The 20361-nt window shown below is 73.5% G+C and carries 15 protein-coding genes; 6 read left to right on the top strand and 9 right to left on the bottom strand.

Features of this window, described 5'->3' with window-relative positions:
- Positions 1 to 98: 98 nt before the first annotated feature.
- Positions 99 to 1703 (top strand): GMC oxidoreductase, encoded by a 1605-nt coding sequence (locus tag AFM16_RS18175; RefSeq protein ID WP_245177726.1) that lies wholly within the window; start codon positions 99 to 101, stop codon positions 1701 to 1703.
- Between the two features lie 70 nt (positions 1704 to 1773).
- Here the strand turns inward: AFM16_RS18175 and AFM16_RS18180 are convergent, their stop codons facing one another.
- The 3 genes from AFM16_RS18180 to AFM16_RS18190 all read right to left on the bottom strand — a co-directional run bounded on the left by AFM16_RS18180 (position 1774) and on the right by AFM16_RS18190 (position 4171).
- Complete coding sequence (locus AFM16_RS18180; protein WP_078633949.1) at positions 1774 to 2253, bottom strand: carboxymuconolactone decarboxylase family protein; 480 nt, start codon at positions 2251 to 2253, stop codon at positions 1774 to 1776.
- Between the two features lie 65 nt (positions 2254 to 2318).
- Entirely contained in the window at positions 2319 to 3392 is a 1074-nt protein-coding gene (locus tag AFM16_RS18185) for an NAD(P)H-dependent amine dehydrogenase family protein (protein ID WP_030785543.1), read from the bottom strand.
- A gap of 62 nt (positions 3393 to 3454) precedes the next feature.
- Positions 3455 to 4171 carry a pentapeptide repeat-containing protein gene (locus AFM16_RS18190; protein ID WP_078633950.1) on the bottom strand — a complete coding sequence of 239 codons (717 nt, stop codon included), beginning with the start codon at positions 4169 to 4171 and terminating at the stop codon, positions 3455 to 3457.
- Positions 4172 to 4300: 129 nt separating this feature from the next.
- Here AFM16_RS18190 and AFM16_RS18195 point away from each other — a divergent pair, with 129 nt between their 5' ends.
- Together AFM16_RS18195 and AFM16_RS18200 are read left to right on the top strand one after the other, a co-directional pair.
- Positions 4301 to 5275, top strand: coding sequence for a zinc-binding dehydrogenase (locus AFM16_RS18195; protein ID WP_078633951.1), 975 nt, complete (start codon positions 4301 to 4303; stop codon positions 5273 to 5275).
- Between the two features lie 54 nt (positions 5276 to 5329).
- Entirely contained in the window at positions 5330 to 6832 is a 1503-nt protein-coding gene (locus tag AFM16_RS18200; RefSeq protein WP_030785552.1) for an MFS transporter, read from the top strand.
- 17 nt (positions 6833 to 6849) lie between these two features.
- Here AFM16_RS18200 and AFM16_RS18205 read toward each other — a convergent pair whose 3' ends face one another.
- From AFM16_RS18205 to AFM16_RS39380, 4 genes are read right to left on the bottom strand one after another with little or no spacing between them, the layout of a single operon-like run.
- Entirely contained in the window at positions 6850 to 8253 is a 1404-nt protein-coding gene (locus AFM16_RS18205) for an NAD(P)/FAD-dependent oxidoreductase (protein WP_078633952.1), read from the bottom strand.
- 9 nt (positions 8254 to 8262) lie between these two features.
- Positions 8263 to 8925: a rhomboid-like protein gene (locus AFM16_RS18210; RefSeq protein WP_245177727.1), complete on the bottom strand. Its 663-nt coding sequence runs from the start codon at positions 8923 to 8925 to the stop codon at positions 8263 to 8265.
- A 40-nt stretch (positions 8926 to 8965) separates the two neighbouring features.
- Positions 8966 to 10669 (bottom strand): HEXXH motif domain-containing protein, encoded by a 1704-nt coding sequence (locus tag AFM16_RS18215; protein ID WP_167797209.1) that lies wholly within the window; start codon positions 10667 to 10669, stop codon positions 8966 to 8968.
- 4 nt (positions 10670 to 10673) lie between these two features.
- Entirely contained in the window at positions 10674 to 10844 is a 171-nt protein-coding gene (locus AFM16_RS39380; protein WP_167797210.1) for a hypothetical protein, read from the bottom strand.
- A 211-nt stretch (positions 10845 to 11055) separates the two neighbouring features.
- Between AFM16_RS39380 and AFM16_RS38585 the strand changes: the two genes are divergently transcribed.
- From AFM16_RS38585 to AFM16_RS18230, 3 genes are all read left to right on the top strand, one after another.
- The gene (locus AFM16_RS38585) at positions 11056 to 12201 is read left to right on the top strand and encodes an effector-associated domain 2-containing protein (RefSeq protein WP_143648389.1); all 1146 of its coding nucleotides are present in this window, start codon (positions 11056 to 11058) and stop codon (positions 12199 to 12201) included.
- Between the two features lie 127 nt (positions 12202 to 12328).
- The gene (locus AFM16_RS39385; protein WP_167797211.1) at positions 12329 to 12499 is read left to right on the top strand and encodes an FxSxx-COOH-like cyclophane-containing RiPP peptide; all 171 of its coding nucleotides are present in this window, start codon (positions 12329 to 12331) and stop codon (positions 12497 to 12499) included.
- An 18-nt stretch (positions 12500 to 12517) separates the two neighbouring features.
- Positions 12518 to 14335 (top strand): HEXXH motif domain-containing protein, encoded by a 1818-nt coding sequence (locus AFM16_RS18230; protein WP_078633956.1) that lies wholly within the window; start codon positions 12518 to 12520, stop codon positions 14333 to 14335.
- A 79-nt stretch (positions 14336 to 14414) separates the two neighbouring features.
- On the opposite strand, the gene fxsT is transcribed toward AFM16_RS18230, so the two are convergent.
- Both fxsT and AFM16_RS18240 read right to left on the bottom strand, forming a co-directional pair.
- Positions 14415 to 18491 carry an FxSxx-COOH system tetratricopeptide repeat protein gene (fxsT, locus tag AFM16_RS18235; protein WP_078633957.1) on the bottom strand — a complete coding sequence of 1359 codons (4077 nt, stop codon included), beginning with the start codon at positions 18489 to 18491 and terminating at the stop codon, positions 14415 to 14417.
- 332 nt (positions 18492 to 18823) lie between these two features.
- Positions 18824 to 20296 (bottom strand): VMAP-C domain-containing protein, encoded by a 1473-nt coding sequence (locus AFM16_RS18240; protein WP_143648391.1) that lies wholly within the window; start codon positions 20294 to 20296, stop codon positions 18824 to 18826.
- Positions 20297 to 20361 lie beyond the last annotated feature (65 nt).

Consider the following 20361-nt stretch of genomic DNA (forward strand, 5'->3'; position numbering starts at 1 on the left):
ACTTCTCACGATAGCGGCAGTAGAACCCGTTTCACTCCATAGAGAGTGAGGAGCCGCGTGTGAACGACAATTCCCCACGTGAGACACGTCAGAGAGGCGTGTCTCGTCGCGGATTCATCGCTGGAACTGGTTCTCTTCTCGGGTCGGCCGCGCTGGCCGGCCATCCGCTCCCGGCGCACGCCGCCACCGCGACCCCCACCGCGGTGATCGACCCCGGCGCCCATGTCCCCGTCCTCGTCGTCGGTACCGGGTACGGCGGTTCCGTGGCCGCCCTGCGCCTGGCCCAGGCCGGGGTCGATGTGCACATGGTCGAGATGGGCATGGCCTGGGACACCCCCGGCCCGGACGGCAAGATCTTCGCCAACACCACGAGCCCCGACCACCGGTCGTACTGGCTGCGCACCCGGACCAAGCAGCCGCTGAGCAACTTCCTCGGTTTCCCCCTCGACAAGAACGTCCCGCGCTACACCGGAATCCTGGACGCCGAGGAGATGGGCGGCATCATCGTCTACCAGGGCCGGGGCGTCGGCGGCGGCTCACTGGTCAACGGCGGGATGGCCGTCACCCCGAAACGGGAGAACTTCGGCGCCGTCCTGCCGTCGGTGGACGCCGACGAGATGTACTCCGTCTACTACCCGCGCGCCAACACGGCCCTGGGGGTCGGCACGGTCGACCCGGCCTGGTTCGAGACCGCCGACTGCTACCAGTACGCCCGGGTCGGCCGGAAGCACGCCCAGCGGTCGGGCTTCCCGTTCGTCTTCGTACCCGACGTGTACGACTGGGACTACATGAAGCAGGAGGCCGCCGGCACGGTCACCAGATCCGCGCTCGCGGGCGAGATCCTCTACGGCAACAACCACGGCAAGAAGTCCCTCCAGCAGACCTATCTCGCGCGGGCGAGGGCGACCGGGCGGGTCACCGTCTCGCCGCTCCACAAGGTCACGTCGGTCGCCCCGGCGAGCGGCGGCGGCTACACGGTCGTGGTCGAGCAGCTCGACACCGGCGGCAACGCCGTCGCCGTCAAGACCGTCACCGCGGACCGGGTGTTCTTCGCGGCCGGCAGCGTCGGCACCAGCAAGCTCCTGGTCAAGCTGAAGGCGACCGGCGCGCTGCCGGGCCTCAACGGCGAGGTGGGCAGGGGCTGGGGCGACAACGGCAATGTGATGTGCGGCCGCGCCAACCACCTGTGGGACCCCACCGGGTCCCTCCAGTCGTCCATCCCCTGCTCCGGCATCGACAACTGGGCCGCGGGCGGCGCCTTCGCCGAGGTGGCGCCGCTGCCCACCGGCATCGAGACCTACGCCTCGTTCTATCTGTCCATCACGAAGAACCCCCACCGCGCCCGGTTCACCTGGAACGCGGCGGCCGGCCGGGTCGACCTCGACTGGCAGACGGCGTGGAAGCAGCCGTCCATCGACATGGCCAGGACCATCTTCGACAAGATCAACGCCAAGGAGGGGACGATCTACCGCACCGATCTGTTCGGCATCTACAAGATCTGGGGCGACCACCTCACGTACCATCCGCTCGGCGGCGCCGTGCTGAACCGGGCGACCGACAACTACGGCCGTCTGCACGGGCATCCGGGCCTGTACGTCATCGACGGCGCTCTGATCCCGGGCAACACCAGCGTCAACCCCTTCGTCACCATCACCGCCCTCGCCGAACGCAACATCGAGGCGATCATCGCCGCGGATCTCTAGCGCGACCCGCTTGCACCCACCTGTGCGTGCGCACCTGTGCGTGCTGACCGGACCCCGGGGAGCGACCCGCTCAGTGCCCCGGCAGCACGCACATCGCGTCGAGCCCCAGCACCCGGTTGAGCCGCCCGAACGCCAGCCACGAGCCGAGGCTCATGGTCAGCTCCACGATCTCGGACTGGCTGTAGCGGGCGCTCATCCGGTCCCAGAACTCCTCGTCCAGGTTGTGGTGGTCCAGGGCGTACCGCTCCGCGTACTCGGCGGCCAGCCGGGTGCGCTCGTCGAAGGCGTCGGTCGTCCGCCACTCGGCCACCGCGCCGGCGAACTCCTCCTCGACCTTCAGACCGTCCCGCTCGGTCCGCCAGTCCAGGCAGAACAGACAGCCGTTGATCTGCGCGATCCGCAGCCGCGCGGCCTCGAACTCCCGCAGCCCCAGGGTCGTATGGGCGTAGACGGCCAGCGAGAAGTTCGCCGCGGCGGGACCGATGCCGGGGACCATGTCGCCCCAGACGTGCTCGATCGGGTGCTTGCCCTCGGGGATGTCGAGGTTCATCCGGAACTCCCTCCTCCAGTACACCCGTCGGCCCGTACACACGTCGGCCGACGGGGACGCCGGTGTCACTTTCCGCCGAGCCGTCCGACCGCCGGCCGCAGCGGGACGTCGAGCGCGTCGTACAGTCCGGGTTCCGCCGCCACCAGCCAGTCGATCGCGCCGACCAGCCGGCCGACCGCGGTGGCGTTCCCGCCCGCGGACCGGTTCTCGCCCTCGTCGGTCGCCTCGACGGTGACCTCGATGCGCGGACGGCCCTCGATGATCACCCGGTGCGCCCCGTCGCCGTGGGGCGGGGACGGCCACTCCGGGGCGCAGGACGGGTGGATCCGGGTGATGTGCTCGATGACGAGACGGGGTTCGCCGTCCACGATCCCCTGCACCTCGAAGCGCACCGCGCCCTGCGTGCCCGCCTCGAACACGCCCATGGTGCGGGTGCTCACCGTCGCGTCCAGCGCGCGGCGCCGTACGGTCTCGCGGATCTCGTCGAGTTCGACCCCGAGCGCCCTGGCCATCAGCCGGATCTGCCCGCCCCACACCATGGTCGGGACCGTCGGGGCGAGCATCAGCGGCTCGTAGTCCAGCGGTTGGCCCATCCCGACCAGGAACCGCACCGACTCCTCCTGCTCGTACGTGGAGTAGTCGAAGATCTCCTGGCAGCGGACGGCGTCCACGACCGTGCCCAGGCCGCTCATCAGCAGCGGCAGGACGTCGTTGCCCCAGCCCGGGTCGACGCCGGACACGAACAGCGAGCCGCCGCCGTCGGCTATCGCGGCGAGCACCGGGTCCCGGAACTCGGGCGGTGCGTTGCGCTGGTCGTAGAGCGGATACAGCGACGGTGTGACGACCACGGCACCGGCGCGGATCGCGGCGCCGATGTCGGCCAGCGCCCCGTCGGGCCGGATGTCGCCCGACGCCGCGTAGACCACGGCCCGGGGACGGGCGGCCAGTACGGCGTCGGTGTCGTCGGTCGCCGGGAGGCCCAACCTCCTTCCGAGGCCGCCGAGTTCGCCCGCGTCCCGGCCGACCTTCCCGGGGGTGTGGACGAGCACGGCCACGAGATCGAGCGCCGGGTGCGCCTCGACCGCGCGGATCGCCGCGCGGCCGACATTGCCGGTACCCCAGACCACCGTGGGAATCATGCGCGGAGCTTAACCTGACGGTCCGTCAGTTTCCATAGTGCTGCGCTTCCTTGTGCGCCCCCTCAGCTCTCCGTCCCCTCCATCCCCTCCACCCTGATCCCCAGCCGCGCCGCCAGCACCGGCGCCAGGTCGAAGAGCTGACCGGCGCTGATCACCGCCCCCGCGAGCCGGTCCGCCCCCGCCGCCAGGGTGAGTTCCGTCGCGCCGCGCAGATCCACGTCCGTCAGGGTGACGCCGGTGAGGTCGGCGGACCTCAGGGCGCAGTCCACGAACTCGACCCGCTCCAGCCGGGCCCCGCCGAAGTCCGGCTCGACCAGCACACAGGACTCGAAGACGACATCCCGCAGCCGCGCCTGCCGCAGATTCAGGTAGTCGATCTTGCCGCCGCGGACCACCACCCGCTCCAGCACGGCGCCGTGGAGCTGGGTGCCGCCGAGCCGGGCGTCCACCAGCTCGACGTCCCGCAGGGTCGCCTCCGCCAGCCGGGTGCCGACGCCCCGGATGCCGGTGAGGACCGTGTCGAGCAGCCGGGCGTGGTCGAGCCGGGTCTCGTCCAGCGCGCAGCCGGTCAGCGCGCAGTCCATGAAACGGGCGCCCCCGCCGTCCTGCCCGGCCAGGTCCGTCCCGCCGAACTCCACCCCGTCGTAGTCCCCGTCGGGTTCGAGCCCGCCGCCCTCGAACGGCTCCAGCGCGGGCAGCCGCACCTCGGGCCGCCGCGCCCTCTTCACCCCGGCCGCCCTGCCCGCCCCGCCGGTCCCGCCTGCCCGTGTCCTCGCCATGCCCCCATGCTGCACCCCGCCACTGACAACGCCGGACGTGCTTGACCTCAACCAAGGTCGAGGTTGAAGAGTGGAAACCCTTCAGAGCACACCCGCCGCTGCCGGACCACACCCACAAGGGGGACCCCCATGCACGCCATCCGTCTGCACACCTACGGCCCGCCCGAGAACCTCGCCTACGAGCCGGTCGAGGACCCCGAACCCGCCCCGGGCCAGGTCAGGATCGCCGTGGAGGCGGCCGGTGTGCATCTGCTCGACGCCGCCCTGCGCGAGGGCGTCAAGGGCGGCCCCGCGCCCGAGCCTGCGCCGCTGCCGACGATCCCCGGCCGCGAGGTCGCCGGTGTGGTCGACGCGCTCGGCGAGGGGACCGACCGGTCCTGGCTCGGCAAGCGGGTCGTCGCCCACCTCGGCTTCGTCCCCGGCGGGTACGCCGAACTGGCCGTCACCGACACCGCCCGGCTGCACGAGATCCCGCCGCACCTGGACGCGGCCCACGCCGTCGCCATGATCGGCACCGGCCGGACGGCCCTCGGCATCCTCCGGCTCGCCGAGCCCGGCCCGGACACCGTCGCCGTGGTGCCCGCGGCGGCCGGCGGCATCGGCACCCTGATCGTGCAGTACGCCCGCGGCGCCGGCGCGACGGTCGTCGGGCTGGCCGGCGGCCCGGAGAAGACGGCGCTGGTCGCGGCGAACGGCGCCGACCTCGCCGTCGACTACCAGGACCCCGGCTGGCCGGACAAGGTGCGCGCCTTCCTCGGCGGCCGGGCCGCCACCGTCGTCTTCGACGGGGTCGGCGGGGACGTGGCCCGCGAGGCGGTCGGCCTGCTCGGGCCGGGCGGGCGGCACCTCGTCTTCGGCTGGTCGTCGCAGGGGCTCGGCGCCGGACAGGACGTGTTCGTCGAGGGCGTCTCCGAGTCGGCGCTCGGCCCGGCGATGCTGGAGCGGTCCGGCGGTCTGCGCGCGCTGGAGGTGCGCGCCCTCGCCGAGGCCGCCGAGGGCCGGCTCACCCCGGCCGTGCACCGCTTCCCGCTCGCCGAGGCGGCCGCCGCGCACCGCGCCCTGGAGAGCCGGGCGACGACGGGCAAGGTGGTGCTGGAGCCCTGAGCACGGGCCCCGCACGAGGATGCGATACGCCCCGTTTCATGGTCTTCTGGCCCAATGAGTGTCCCCCGGACAGGTGAACGCGCGGGTCCGGCGGCGGACCCCGATCCCCGCCGCTGGTGGGGTCTGGTGATCATCGCCCTGGCCCAGCTCATGGTCGTCCTCGACGCGACGATCGTGAACATCGCCCTGCCGTCCGCACAGCGGGCCCTGGGGATCTCCGACGGCAACCGCCAGTGGGTCATCACCGCCTACACGCTCTCCTTCGGCGGACTGCTGCTGCTCGGCGGCCGGGTCGCCGACCTGGTGGGCCGTAAACGGACGTTCGTGTTCGGGCTGATCGGCTTCGCCGCCGCGTCCGCGTTCGGCGGCGCGGCCACCACCGCGGGGATGCTGTTCGCCGCCCGCGCCCTCCAGGGCGCCTTCGCCGCCGTCCTCGCGCCGTCCGCGCTCAGCCTGCTGACGACGACGTTCACCGACCCCAGGGAGCGCGGCAAGGCGTTCGGCATCTACGGCGCGCTGGCGGGCAGCGGCGCGGCGATCGGGTTCATCGTCGGCGGACTGCTCACCGAGTACCTGAACTGGCGCTGGTGCCTGTATGTGAACGTGCCGATCGCGATCGTCGCCGTCCTCGGCGCGCTCACCCTGCTGCACGACAGCCCCGGACACCCCGCCCGCCTCGACGTGCCCGGTGTGGTGCTGGGCTGCGGCGGCCTGGTGGCGATCGTCTACGGCGTCAGCGAGGCCGAGCCGCGCGGCTGGACCGACCCGCTGGTGCTGGCCCTGTTCGCGGCCGGGATCGCGCTGCTCGTGGCGTTCGTGTGGTGGCAGCGGCGGGCGCCGGTGCCGCTGCTGCCCCTGCACATCGTCAAGGACCGCAATCGCGCGGGCTGCTTCCTGACCATGGGCCTGGCGGTCATCGGCATGTTCGGTGTGTTCCTGTTCATGACCTACTACCTCCAGGTCATCCTGCGCTACTCGCCCGTGAAGACGGGCCTGGCCTTCCTGCCGCTGACCGTCGCGATCATCGTCGGCTCCACGCAGATCTCCGCCCGGCTGATCAACCGTGTCCCGCCGCGCATGCTGATGGTCCCGGGCATGCTGCTGGCCTCCGGCGGCATGGTGATCCTCACGCAGATGACCGTCGACTCCGCGTACACGAGCGAGATCCTGCCCGCGCTGCTGCTGATGGGCCTCGGCATGGGCCTGACCTTCATGCCGGTGTTCGCCACGGCCACCGCGGGGGTCGCCCCGCAGGACGCGGGCGTCACCTCGGCCACCGTCAACACCTCGCAGCAGGTGGGCGGTTCGATCGGCACGGCGCTGCTCAACACGATCGCCACCACCAGCGGCACCGCGTACATCGCGGCCCATCTCACCGACCCGGGCGGCCGCGACCTGGTCACCCGCGAGGGGATCGTGCACGGCTACACGGTCGCCCTGTGGTGGGCCGCCGGGATCATGCTGCTGGCCGGTCTGGTGGCGGGCCTGATGGTCACCACCCGCCCCCCGCAGCACGGCGTGGCGGCCCGCTCCTCGGTCCCGGAGTCGGTCGCCTGACGCCTCCTTCTCGGCTCCTACCGCCCCGCCACCCGGTCCGCGATCCGGGCCAGCCGCGACGACCCGGCGCTGTGGCGTTCGGTCTCCCGGCGGTCGGCGGCCCGGTAGGTGGCGTACATGCCCTGCACGCCCAGCCAGCGCAGCGGCTCCGGTTCCCAGCGGCGCACCTTGTGCCCGACCCACGGCAGTCCGGTCAGCTCGGTGGGCCCGGCCGCGCCGGAGTCCAGCCGGACCAGGTCGCACAGGGTGCGTCCGGCGAGGTTGGCGGTGGCGACGCCGGAACCGACGTACCCGCCCGCCCAGCCGAGGCCGCGGGACCGGTCCAGGGTGACGGTCGCGCACCAGTCGCGGGGCACGCCCAGCACCCCCGACCAGGCGTGCGCGATCCGGACCCCGGCGAGCGCGGGGAAGAACCGGACGAGGATCTCCCGCAGCGCCTCGACCGTCGCGGGCTGCGTCCGCCCGTCGTGGTCCGTGCGCGAGCCGTAGCGGTACGGCACCCCGCGCCCGCCGAGCGCGATCCGCCCGTCGGCGGTGCGCTGGGCGTACATGTAGGCGTGCGCCATGTCGCCCAGCGTCTCCCGTCCGTCCCAGCCGACCGACGCCCACTGGGCGTCGGTGAGCGGTTCGGTGGCGATCATCGAGGAGTTCATGGGCAGCCAGGTCCGCTTCTCGCCCTTCAGCGCGGCGGTGAACCCCTCGGTGCAGCGCAGCACGTACGGCGCCCGCACGGTCCCGTACGGCGTGACGGCCCGCCCCGCGTGGATCTCCGTCACCGGCGTCGACTCCCGGATCTCCACGCCGAGCGCCTCGACCACGGCCGCGAGCCCCTTCACCAGCTTCACCGGATGCACCCGGGCGCCGTGCGGCGTCCAGCTCGACCCGACGGCACCCGCGACCCGCACCCGCCCGGCCGTCTCCCGGGCGCCGTACAGCTCGCGGTCCTGCTCCCCGTAGGCCAGTTCGTGCGCGTGGAAGTCCTTGAGCCGGGCGAGCTGCGCGGGCGTCCGGGCGACCTCCAGCACGCCGCCCCGGTGGACGTCGGCGTCGATGCCCTCGGCCTCCGTGACCCGTACGACCTCGCCGACGGTGTCGTTCATGGCCCGCTGGAGCCGTACGGCGGCGTCCCGGCCGTGCAGCGCGGCGTACCGGTCGCGGCCGGCGATGCCGTTGTAGAGCCAGCCGCCGTTGCGCCCGGACGCGCCGTAACCGCAGAACCGCTGCTCCAGAAGGGTGATCCGCAGTCCGGGGTCGGCCTTCTTCAGGTAGTACGCGGTCCACAGTCCCGTGTACCCGCCACCGACGATCACGACGTCGGCGTCGGCGTCCCCGGCGAGCGGTTCCCGCACCGCCGGAAGCCCGTCGTCCGCGTACCAGAAGGAGACCCCGCCGTTCACGACCTCATGCGCCGAGCTGCTCATGATCGGACGCTAACCCGGCCCGACGGCCCCTGTCTCCTTCGGATTCCGTACTCTTTGCCGCCCTCCGACCAGCGGATGACAGGCGAGTCCGACGAGTACGGCGACGAAGTGACCGAGGTCGGTGAAGGTCGCCCCGGCGGTCAGCGGGTAGGCGAAGAGGAGCAGCACGGCCGCGAGATACGGGTACCGCCACGGCGTCGGGATCCGGTACGTGAGCACCCCGACGACGCCCGCCAGCGCGTAGCTGACACCGACGTCGAGCGTGTGGACCGCCGACGCGGGGGCGCGCCCGTCCGCTATGGCCCACGCCAGCGCGCCCTCGCTGATCAGCGTCGCCAGCACATGCGCGGCCCCGCACACCACCAGCCACCGCACCGTCCCCAGCCAACGCTCCGCCTGCGCGTGAAAGACGGAGTACAGCACGGCGTACGGCAGCCAGGACCCGCCGCCGGTCCACATGGCACTGGCGGCCAGCACCCGTACGGGGTGCGTGGACAGCTCATGGATGTTGGTGGACCGCCGCCGCAGGAACTCGTGCTCGAACGCGGGGGACATGTGATGCACGGCGACGGTGGTGGCGCACAGGATCCCCAGCCACAGGTAGGTCCCGGGGGCACTGCGGACATAGGCCCACACGGCCGACCGGGCCTGGGAGATTCGGGGCCCCTTCACAGGGGCCAGTATCCGTCGGGCGCCCGCGGGTCACCTGCGCTCAGCCGAGCCGCCGCCCCAGCTCCAGCGGGTCCGATCCCTGGTTCCCGAGCCGCGCGTACAGGGCGAGGGCGCGTTCGGGCGCGGCGAGGAGAGCCTCGCCCGCCGGGTCGCCCGTGGCGTGGGCCGCCAGCGCCAGGCCCGTCCAGCTCTCGGGGTCGCCGTCGCCGCGGACGATACGGTCCCGGAACGCCTCCAGCGCCTCCGCCGTACGGCCCGTGACCAGGGCGACGTCCTCGGGCCGGGCCCCTTCGACGACGGCGCCCGGGTCGTCGTCCAGCCCGGTCAGGCCCTCCGGATCGGCCAGGAGGCGGCGCAGCAGGACCGCCCGGGTGTCCAGGCCGCGGGTGGGCCGGCCGGGCACGAGGGCGGGCGGTGACGTGCCGCGCTCCAGGGACCCGGCGTCGGCGTCGGCCGTCCGGGGGTCGGGGCGCAGATGGTAGGCGCGCCAGGTCGCCCGGTGGTCGCGGGCGGCGAGGTCGGCCGCGGCCCGGACGCGGGGATCGACCGGTTCGGACAGCCAGGGCGTGAGCCGCTCGGTCAGCTCGGCGACGAGACGCCGCCCTAGATCGGTCAGACCGCCGTCCCCCGCAAGTGCCCTCAGCGCGTACGCCGTCTGCGCCCGCCACAGGGCGAACTCGAAACGCCCCAGCGGGTGTTCGCGCCGCCGCCAGAACCCGGTGACCCCATGGAAGGCGTACACGCCCTGCAACAGCCCCCCGAGCGGCCGCGGGTCGTCGCGCCAGGGGGCGTAGTGCAGCCGGCTGCCGGGGTCGTCGTGGAGGGTGAACAGGTGCATGAGCGCGCTGAGTTTGTTGTGCTGGAACTCGTGCACCAGGGTCGAGGCGAACTGTTCGGCGTCGTCCGGGACCGAGGCCAGCGCGGCCCCGAAGGCGTCGCCGGAGGAGGCGCTGTGCGGCCGGAAGCGTTCGGTGCGCGGCCGGGGTACGACCACGGACAGCCCCCGGGCCAGCGCGTCCGCCTCCTCCGCACCGGTCTCGCGCAGCACCCGCCAGGCCCCGGCGAACAGTTCCCGCCAGTCGTCGGCGGAGCCGAGCGGCTCGGGCGCGGCGGGTCCGCGCAGCGCGCGGTAGGGGTCGAGGTCGTCGAGGAGCAGCGCGCAGCCGTCGGCGCGCAGGGCGGTCGGCGTGTGCCAGCCGGGCCCGGGGACGTCCCGCCCGGCGACGGTGACCCGCCCGGCGCCGTCACCGGCCACCTCGGCGACACCCCAGCCGTGCCCACCGCCCCCTTCGGGCAGCCGCAGCGCCCCGACGAGCGGCAGGACCACCCACCCGTCCCGGACGGGGACGTCGGTGCGGAACGCGATCCCGGCGAGGACGGCCGCGCTCGCGGCGAGGGCGTGCAGATGCCCGGTGTGCACCCACAGCGGCGCCTCGTCCGTGGCGCTGCCGCGCAGCCGGCGCAGGGTGTGCGCGGCCCAGACGCCGACCGCCGGATACGCCAGCACCCGTTCCGCCGCCCGTGCGTCGGCCGTCCAGGCCCGGGTCAGCAGCCGCCAGCCGTCGCCGGGCGGCGGCAACGGCCCGGCCCGCCCGGCGGGCGCGGCGTCCAGCACGGCCCGTACGACGAGCAGCCGCCAACTGCGCTCCCCGGCCCGCAGCTCCTCCACCGCCGTACTCCCGCCCCCACCGCCGAGCAGCGCGGCGAGGGTCTCGGGGGCGAGGGCGTGGGACGGCGTCCGCATCCGGCTACGCCTCGCGTGGCGGCTGGTAGCCGCCGAAGCTGCCCTCGGGGTCGTCGATCCGGCTGAGCAGCCGCCGCAGGGAGGCGTCGGCCGACGGAAGGTCCAGGGTGGGCCAGGCATCCAGCGGGACGCCGCCGAGGTCGACCAGCTCGGACTCGACTGACGGCTTCTGCATGCGCTGCCCCTGAACTCTGAAACTCCGGTACTCCGGTTACTCCGGAACCCCTGAACACCTATACACAGCGTAAATATGATGGGAAGCCACCTTTTCGGCGGTTTTCAGACCACTTGATCGACTCTAGTGCATCACCGGCATCCCACACCGCAGCCGCACGGAATCTGCCCGGATCGGATGACCGGATGCCCGAGGCGGGTAGAACCTGCCCGTGACGGAACGGGATCGACGGGACCGGCCCACGGGGAAGGCGCACGACCGCCCGGCGGGACTGGACCCCCTCCGGGTGGCGGAGGTGATGGTCCCGGCCGCCCCGCGGACCGGCGCCCCCGGCCGCCGGGGCTCCGGCTACCGGGTCGGCACCCGGTGGCTGCTCACCGCCGCGCACGTGGTGCGCGGTCCGGGCGCGGACGGCGTCCGGGTCCGGTTCGAGGCCGACCGCGCCGACGAGTGGACCGCGCGGGCCAGGGTCGTCCTCGCCTCCGACACGGCGGACGTGGCCCTCCTGAAGATCACCGACGACCCTCCACCCGGCCCGCACGCCGCCCCCGTCGACCCTCCGGTCTACGGCGACCTGCCGGACGCGGACGTCCATCTGCCGTGCAGCGCGCTGGGTTTCCCCCGCTTCAAGCTCCGCACGGACCGGGCCCGCTCGGCGGACGACGGCTCACCGTCCCAGTACCGGGACTCCTGTCACGCGTCCGGTCTGACGTCCGTCCTGTCCAACCGCCGCGAGGGCACGCTGGAACTCGCCGTCCCGCCGCCCGCCGCCGACCCGGACCCCGAGCGCTCGCCCTGGGAGGGCATGTCGGGCGCGGCCGTCTGGCACGACGGCACGCTGATCGGCCTGGTGAGCGCCCACCACCGCGCGGACGGACCGGGCCGGCTCGCCGCGGTCCGGGTGAGCCGCTGGTACACCCTGCTCGACCGGACCGCCCTGACCACCCTGCACACCCACGCCGGACTCCCCCTCACCCTGGCCGACTTGACCCACCCGACCCCGGACCTCACGACCCCTACCCCACGCCTCGACACCCTCCCCGACGGCCTCCCCCTCTCCGAACTCCACGGCCTGGTGGGCGCGTTGACCGCCCTCCCCACCGTCGCCCGGCGCACCACCCTCGACCTCGTCCTGTCCGGCATCGACCCGGCGATCGCCGCGATGAGCCCCCGCTCGGACGCCCTGCGCCCCGACGTCTTCGGCATCCTGCGCACCTGTCTGCGCTATCCGGGCACCCTGGATCAACTCCTTGAAGCGATACGGTTGTTGGAGGGCGACTCCGCCGGGGTGGCCCGTATGGACCGGGAGACGGCGGCACTGTCCCGGCGCAACCGCCGCGCCCCGGACCCACGATGACCTGATATCGCGCGCCCGACGGGACCCGGGGTTTCATCACCCGTGCGGTGGGTCATCATCAGGAGGATGTGAGCAGCCAGCATCCAACGAGCCGGGGGGAAGGGGTTTGGCCGTCATGGAGCCGACTGTGGCCGCCGTCGAGTCCAGCCTGGTCGATCTCGCGGGGGTATCTCTTGAAACGCTGCGCTCCATTGACGACCGGATCCTCGCCGCCTCTGTGCGGGAGCTTCTTCCGGAGATCGACCGGCAGTCGGCCAGTGTCAGCGGTATCGACGGCGGTGTCATGCGTTCCCGGTGACCCGCTCCGGGGCCGCTCGTGACTGACGAGCCGTCCCTGCCCCACCACCATCTGCCCGTGAGCGGCGTGAGCGAGATCCTGCGCGGCGAGGGCGGCCCGGACACCGTCGGACTCCTCCTGAAGGCCGAACGCAGCCGTCGGCTGCTGCTGTTGCGGATGCTCGACGACGCCACGGACCTCGGCCCCGCCTGGGATCTGCTCAGCAGGACGCAGCGGCACTCCCCCGAGGTCATCGAGGACCTCCTCATGTACCCGCAGACGGGCATGTGGCTGGCCACCGCCCTGCGCCGGCTGCGCGGCACGACGGCCGGGGACGACGAGCCGCCGCTGTGGGTCGTCCTCGGTCATGCCAACGCCCTGGCCGCGGCGGCGGCGCTCCGCGCGGGCCTGGACTTCTCCCTCGACGTTCCGGTGCGCCACGGCCGCGTCCCCCTGCCGACGCTCGGGTGCGCGGTCCTGCCCGTGACCGAACCCTGGGCGCTGGCCACCGCGCGCGCCGACGGCGGACACGCCACGCTGACCGGCCCCGGCGGCACCGTCACCCTGCCCCCGGCCGGCACACCCGGTCCGGGGTGGCACCCGGTGCGCCGCCTCACCGTCGGCCCCCAGGGCGGGCGGCTCGACATCACGCTGGACGACACGGACCCGTACCGGACCTACCCTCGTCCCGCCGAGCCCCGGCCGCTGTCGGCCGACGACACCGCGCACTGGCGTCATCTGCTGGAGCGCGCCTGGGCGGTGCTGCTCGCGGGACAGCCCGCGACGGCCGACGCGATGCGGCGCGGGCTGCTGTCGCTGACACCGACAGTGGCGAGGGAAAGGTTTCGGCCGCGAAGTGTGACGTCCGGGGACGCCTTCGGCGGCGTCGAGGCGTCCGAACCCGACGACGCCCTCCAGCTCGCCGTGACCCTCGTGCACGAGTTCCAGCACGTCAAACTCGGCGGCCTGCTGCACCTGGCTCCCCTCCTCACCCCCGGCACCGGCGCCGACCCGCCGGAGTGGTGGTACGCGCCGTGGCGGGACGACCCACGGCCCGTCGAAGGGCTGCTCCAGGGCATCTACGCCTTCGTGGGCATCACCCGGTTCTGGGCCGGCCACCGCGCCGTCGCGTCCGAACAAAACGGCCTGGCGCACTTCGAGTTCGCGCTGTGGCGCGCCCAGGTGGCACGGGCCGTGGCGGAGGTACGGGACCATCCGCGCCGCACCCCGCTCGGGGCCGCGCTGCTGGACACGCTGGCGGCCCACTGCGCCCGCTGGCTGGCGGAGCCGGTCCCCGCCCCGTGGCTGGAGTTGGCCCGGCTCTGCGCCGACGACCACCTCGCCCGCTGGCGCGCCCATCACCGCCGTCCTCCCGCGGCGGCGGTCGACGCGGCCGTGCGCGCCTGGTCGCAACGCGCCGCCGTGCCTCCGCGCGCGGCGGCGGCCGAGCCCGAGGTCGTGCCCTCCCCCTCGGCCCGCTGGCTGGACAGCCTCACCGTCCTCGTCCGGTACCGGCTGAGCGGCTCGGACGACGACCGTGTGTCGCCCGACGGCCCGGAGAAACGCGCGGCACGGGTCACCGGGGCACTCACCGGGGACGCCCTGCTGAGCATGGGCGACCCGGCGGCGGCACGGCACGCCTACCTCACGGACCTCGCCGCGGACCCCGGCGCGCCCGCGGCCTGGGCCGGACTGGGCAGCGCCCTGGACCTGTCCGGCACCGACCCGGCGGCGGCCCGCCTGCTGCGCCGCCGCCCCGAACTGGCCCGCGCGGTGCACCGGGCTCTGCTGAACACCTCGGGCACCGCTCCGGACCCGGTCCGGCTGGCCGACTGGCTCGGAGCGCTGGAGAGCTGACCAGCCGGCCTCACATCGGAGCACCGGAGGCCGGCCGGTCGGCGTCACACAAGAGCGCTCGAAGGCTGTCCCGCCGGTCTCACATCGGCATGGGGTCGATGTCGCAGTCGCTGCGCTGCCGCGCCCTGGCCTGGGTCGTCGCCGGGTGCGGAGTGGCCTCGCCCGAGGCGTGCCGCGGCTGGTCCAGGGACCGCTCCATCCGGGCCAGGGTGTCCGCGCGCAGCGCCTCGCCCTCCGCCTCCTCACCGAGCGCGAGGAGATCCAGGGAGAGGTTCGCCGCGCACACCAGCGTGGTCGGGTGGTTCTCCCCGAGCCGCGTCCGGCACAGCGCCACCGTCCGCTCGCCCAGCCCCCGGGCCTCGGCGAGCAGGCCCAGCGCGCTCAGATCGCTCGCCAGGTTGATCGCGCAGGCCAGCACGATCGGATGGTTCTCCCCGAGCCGCCCGGTCAGTGACGCCAGCGCCGCCTCGTCCAGTTCCCTGGCCTCCTGCGCCCGACCCAGGAGCCGCAGCGTCACCGCGAGGTCGACGTCGGCGGCCATGACATGCGGATGGTCCGGCCGGAAGATGCCCCGCAGACCCGCACCGGCCTTCTGGCCCCGCTCCAGGGCCTCCTCCAGCTTGCCGTTCTGCCGCAGCGCCACCGACAGGGCGAGCGCGGACGTCTGGGAGTCCGGGTGGCCGGGGCCGTACCGGCGGCTGAACTGTTCGAAGGTCTCCCGGGCCAGCCGGAGCGCGGTGACCGGGTCGCCCTCCTTGCGGCACGCCTCGCTCAGTTGCCGCTGGGTCCGCAGCGTCGTGGGGTTCTCCGGGCCGAAGGAGGCCCGGTACCCGTCCACCACCGCCTGCTGCAACGACCGCGCCCCGACATAGTTGCCGGTCTCCCGTACGTCGACGGCGACGCTCGCCTCCGTCACCAGCGCCTGCTGGTGGTCACGGCCGAACAGCCGCACCTTCATCTCGTGGGTACGGCGGTCCAGCTCCAGCGCCCGCTGGAACTCGCCCATCAGCCGCAGGCTCACGCCGAGGTTGTGGGAGGTGATCAGCGTCGTCGGGTCGTCGTCGCCGAAGGCGCGCCGGGCCCGCTGGTAGGCCATCTCGTCCAGCTCCGCGCCGGCCTCGAAGTCCCCCTGGTGGCGGCGGACCGACGCCTCCAGGTTCAACGCCACCAACGCGTCCTCCCGCGTGTCCTCCTGATCCGCGGGAGCCGTGCGCGTGTAGACGTCCTTGAGGACCGAGACGACCGCCGACGCCTCGTCGTGGCGCCCCACCATCAGGTACAGGAACCCCAGCCACCACCCCATCAGCAGCGTCTGCTGGTCCTCCTGGCCGAACAGCCGCTGCCATGTCTCCCACGCCTGCTCGGAGAACTCGATGGCGACCCGGTGATCACCCCAGTACCAGAGGTACTTGGCGACGTTCATCACCAGCGCGCGCACCCACGGCTGGTCGGACTCGACGGCGGTGGAGGCGATGACATGGCCGTACAGCTCCGCGTACCGGGGCCAGTTGGCCGCCTGGTTCGGTCCCTTCGGGTCGGCGGCGGCCAGCAGCGTGTGAGCCCCATTGCGCATGCGTTTCTGTTCCTCGGGGGTCATCCGGTGGATCAGCACGGCCTGCACGAGGCGGTGCATCTCGATCGAGTTGGTCCGGTGGTCGATACGGGCGAGCGAGTAGCGGTTGATCTCCCGTATGGCCCGGGCCAGCCGCATCGGGTCGTTGAGCGCCCGGTCCAGGTCGGGGTCGATCCGGGAGCCGCCGAGGCCGGAGAAGATCGACCGCGAGATGGGGTCGGGCGCGAAGTAGGAGCACAACTGGAGCAGCCGCAGCGCGGCGGGGCTGCGGGTCTCCAGATGGTCGAGGGAGACGTTCCAGGCGGCGGCCACCGGAAGCTGGTAGTCGGGCGGCGGCGAGACCTCCAGCAGTTCGCTGCGCTTGTGCTCGAACAGCCGCAGATACTCCGACACGGGCATCCCCGTCTCGGCCCGCCAGGCCGCGGCCTGCTCCAGCGCGAGCGGCAGATCGCCGAGCGCCTCGGCGAGCAGATCGGCGTCGGTGTCGTCGAGTTCCTCGCCGTAGGCACTGGAACGGCGCAGCAGTTGCTTGCTCTCCTCGCGCGTGAACACGTCCACTTCGAGGGAGGGTCCTACGACGCTCCAGCGCCGGTTGCGGGAGGTGACGAGGATGGTGCCGCTGCCGCCGGTGGGGAAGTAGTCGCGCACCCGCTCCGGACTGTCGGCGTTGTCGAAGATCAGCAGCCAGCGCGAGTACGGCCGCCCCTCGCGCAGCGCCTCCCGCACGGCGGGCCCGGCGATGTTCGCCTCGGCGCTGCTCACCAGGCCGAGCCGCTGGGCCAGTTCCACCAGCGCCTGACCGATCTGACCGGGGCGCTCGGCCGGGATCCACCACACGATGTCGTACTCGGACTGGTGCCGGTACGCGTACTCGATCGCGAGCTGGGTCTTGCCGACACCGCCCATGCCGTGGATCGCCTCGGGCAGCACGGTGGTCGTGCCCTCGGCCAATCGTTCGCCCAGACGTTCGAGAAGGTCCACCCGGCCGGTGAAATTCGGGTTCCGGGGCGGGATGTTGCCCCAGACGCGCGGCGTCGTCGACTGCCCGCTCTCCACCGAGGGCTGCTGCTGGGTGGTCGCCATGTCCGTGGCTCCTTCTGAAGTTGTCCCGGACCCCCTGGGGGTTGGTGCGGACACGTCGTGTCCCTGGTGCGGGGCGGGGCTTCCCCGGTGCGGCGCGGCCCCGGCCCCGGAAGACGCGGGGTTCACCGGATCCACCGGACCCGCTGGCTCGACCGGCTCGACCGGCCGCCGCCGGGTCCCGTCCTTGCTCAGACTCACGCTGTGCTGCCGGTCGTACTCCTCCAGCGCCCGCGCCAGGCGCCCGGCGCGCGCGAGGAACCGCGGCCCGGAGAGCGCCGACAGGGCCGCCAGCTCGACCCGCAGAAAGGCCACGTTGCCCACGGTCACCCGCGGCACGTCGTCGCCCTCCCGCTCAGGATCCTGTTCCTGATCGGAGTCCGGGTCCGGATCCGGGTCCTGCTCCTGCGACTCGGCCGCCGTCGCCGCCGCCGCCGTCAGCGCCCGGACGTCGTGCAGGACCCGTACGGTGTCCCGTCGCCGGGACAGGGCCAGTAACTCCGCGCGGATGTTGGGCCCGAAGGCGAACGCCACCCCGGCCGCCAGCTCACCCTCCGCGCCCGCGGGCCGCACCAGCCCGCTCATCAGCAGCTCGCTGAGATGCGCGGGCCCGGCGCCGGGCGTGGACGCGGTGACGGCGGTCATCACGGGCAGCGTCAGCGGGGCCGCCGCCAGCCGGGTGGCCAGCGCGAACGCGGTCGGCGAGGCCGCCGCCCGGTACTCCGAGACCCGCTCCCAGGGCGGCACCGCGCTCGCCGGATCGGGCACGTCGTCGATCCACGGGACGGCGCGCGCCGCGTCCGCCCGCCGCTTCCACTCGCGGGCGCGCAGCCCGGACATCTCCGTCCAGCCCCGGCAGCGCCCGGTCACCAGGGCCACCCAGCCGGACAGGGACCGCTCGGTCAGCTCCAGGACGGGGACCGGCATCACCCCCGTACCGTCGAGGCCGTCGTCGGTGGTCTCCAGCGGGGAGGTGCGCAGCTCCCAGCGCAGCGCGGCGTTCGCGGCCCAGGGGCGGTCGGCCCGCAGCCGCATCCGCAGGACCTCGGGGCCGGTGCGGAACCACAGCCGCTGCGGCGGGAGTTGGAGCAGGGCGACCGGTTCGGTGCGGCCGAGTTCGCGCAGCAGGGGCAGGACGGCGTCGGAGCGCCAGCCCGCCGCGAGGCCGTCGGTGAGGATCAGCACGACCCGGTGGGGGGCGTCGTCGGCGGGCAGTCCGGCGAGCCGGATCCGGGCGGGTTCGGTGTCGTCGGAGCAGAGCAGCCGGGTGGTGAAGACGGGGCCCAGGGTGCCCGCGGCGGCGACGGCGTCGACGAGCCGGGCGATGCGCGCGTCCCACACCCGCATGGTGACGTGGTCGTCCACGACGAACAGGACGGCGGGGCGCTCGGCGGGGTCCGCGTCCGGGGCGGCGAGTCCGTTCAGCGCCTCCAGCGCCGCGCGGAGGGATGCCTCGTCAGAAGTCGGTGCCGTCGCTGATCGTGAATCATCGTCACACCGCATAAGCACTCTCTGAGCGTCCAGGGCTGCTGGCCGCCGCGGAAAGCGGGAGGAGGCCCCGCATTGCGCGGGCATGCGTGACATCCACGCGCCCAGCCTGTCAGCGGTCTGCTCGGGGTGCAAGGCGGCAGGCCACAAAGGGTGGGACAACAGGGAACGGACACGCGGTCGTACCAACATGACACCGCGCCAGGGCGGACGCAAGGGTGCCTCGGGCGGGCCTGGAGGGGGGCCGGGAGGGGGCCAGGAAGGGGGGCCAGGAAGGGGGCCGGGAAGGGGGCCTAACGGACCGTCGGACGCGGGGGCGTGCGCCCCGCCGCGGGCGGCCACGGCGGCTACACCGGCCCGGGCGGGGTCGGCTTGCGGTCGGGGTCGTCCAGCAGGATGGCCAGATGCCGCCCCACGTGGTCGTGCCAGCCCTCGGGCCCGAGCGCCAGCGCCTCCTTCCGCCACTGCCGGATCCGGTCGGCGAGGCCCCCGAGGGAACGGTCCTGGAGGATCTCCCCGACGGCGTCGTGGAAGGCCGCGTCGGAACAGTCCTCCCGGTGCCAGATCATCGCCGGCACCCCGGCGCGCAGCCCGGCCAGCATCTCGCGGCGGCCGGCGCCCGCGTCCTCGCCGGGCGGCTCGCTGAGCACCAGGCAGACGGCGTTGCGGTCCTCCTTCAGCTCCCGCTCCAGATGGAAGAAGTACGCCCCGTCCTGCGCGGGCCGGCTCCAGTGCGAGTGGCTGTCGGCCGGGCGCTCGCTGAACTGCCGCCACTTGATGTGCCAGGGCCGGTGCCAGGCGGCCCGCTGCAACCGCTCAAGGGAACGCACGACGACCGGGTAGTCGAGGGCGAGCGGGGTCGGGTAGGGAGAGTCGGACTCCTTGGACCACCACTCGACGGGCTCGTTCAGCAGCTCCCAGGGCAGCACGAACTCGAGGATCACCGGCTGGCGCAGATCGGCCCACCGGCTCTCGGTCTCCTCCACGAGCCGCTCCACCGCGCCGGGCAGCTCATCGCGCCGCAGGTGGTCGGTCTCGCCGCGCACCGGGTGCCAGCCCTCGGAGTCGGACTGCCGCCAGTGCGAAAGGTAGTAGCGGTCGGCCTCGACCCGGTCCGGCTCGAACTGGATCAGCAGATACGCCGGCACCAGCGAGGGCTCCGGCCGCGGGAACTCCGAGTGCTGCCAGTCCGCGAGCAGCGTCTCCACCCCGAGCGGCACGGCCTGCTCCCGGTTGAAGCGGCGCAGCAGCTCGGCGGCCTCCGCCCGGCCGTCCTCCACCAGCCACTCCGCCGTCAGCGACAGGAACGCCATGCTCGGCGGCAGCTCACCGCGCGGGGTGTTCTCCCCCGCGAGCCGGAGGAACACCTGCCACGCCGTACGGCACCAGACGGGCAGCTCCTGCACCCGGGACCGGGTGGCGCGGCGGGCCATCGCCGAGATGTCGGCGGCGCCGATCGACTGGAGGACCGGCTGTAAGCCCCGCAGGTCGGCCTGGCCGAAGAAGTCGACGGCCTCCCACTCGTCCACCAGCGGCCACAGCTCGGCGACCGTCGCGGACTCCCGCTCCACATACTCCAGCGACCGCACCAGACAGGCCAGCCCGTCACCGACCGCGGTGCACTCCCGCACCACCGTCAGCAGCCACGGCCGCAGCCGGTCCCCGGTGAGCGGCTCCACCCGGGCGCCCAGCTCACCCGAGAGCATGTCGCGCCAGATCTCCCGACTGGCCGCCTGCCCCACCGTCCCCGACCGCTGAAGCGCGTCCACGACAGCCGCAACCAGCTCGTTCCGCACCCGCTCCGGACTCCGCTCTCCCACCCCGTTACCTCCAGACAGCCTGCACGGTTCCCTGACGGTGCCGACCAGGGTACGGCCGTGGGGTG

The organism is Streptomyces antibioticus (assembly GCF_002019855.1).
Taxonomy (GTDB): domain Bacteria; phylum Actinomycetota; class Actinomycetes; order Streptomycetales; family Streptomycetaceae; genus Streptomyces; species Streptomyces antibioticus_B.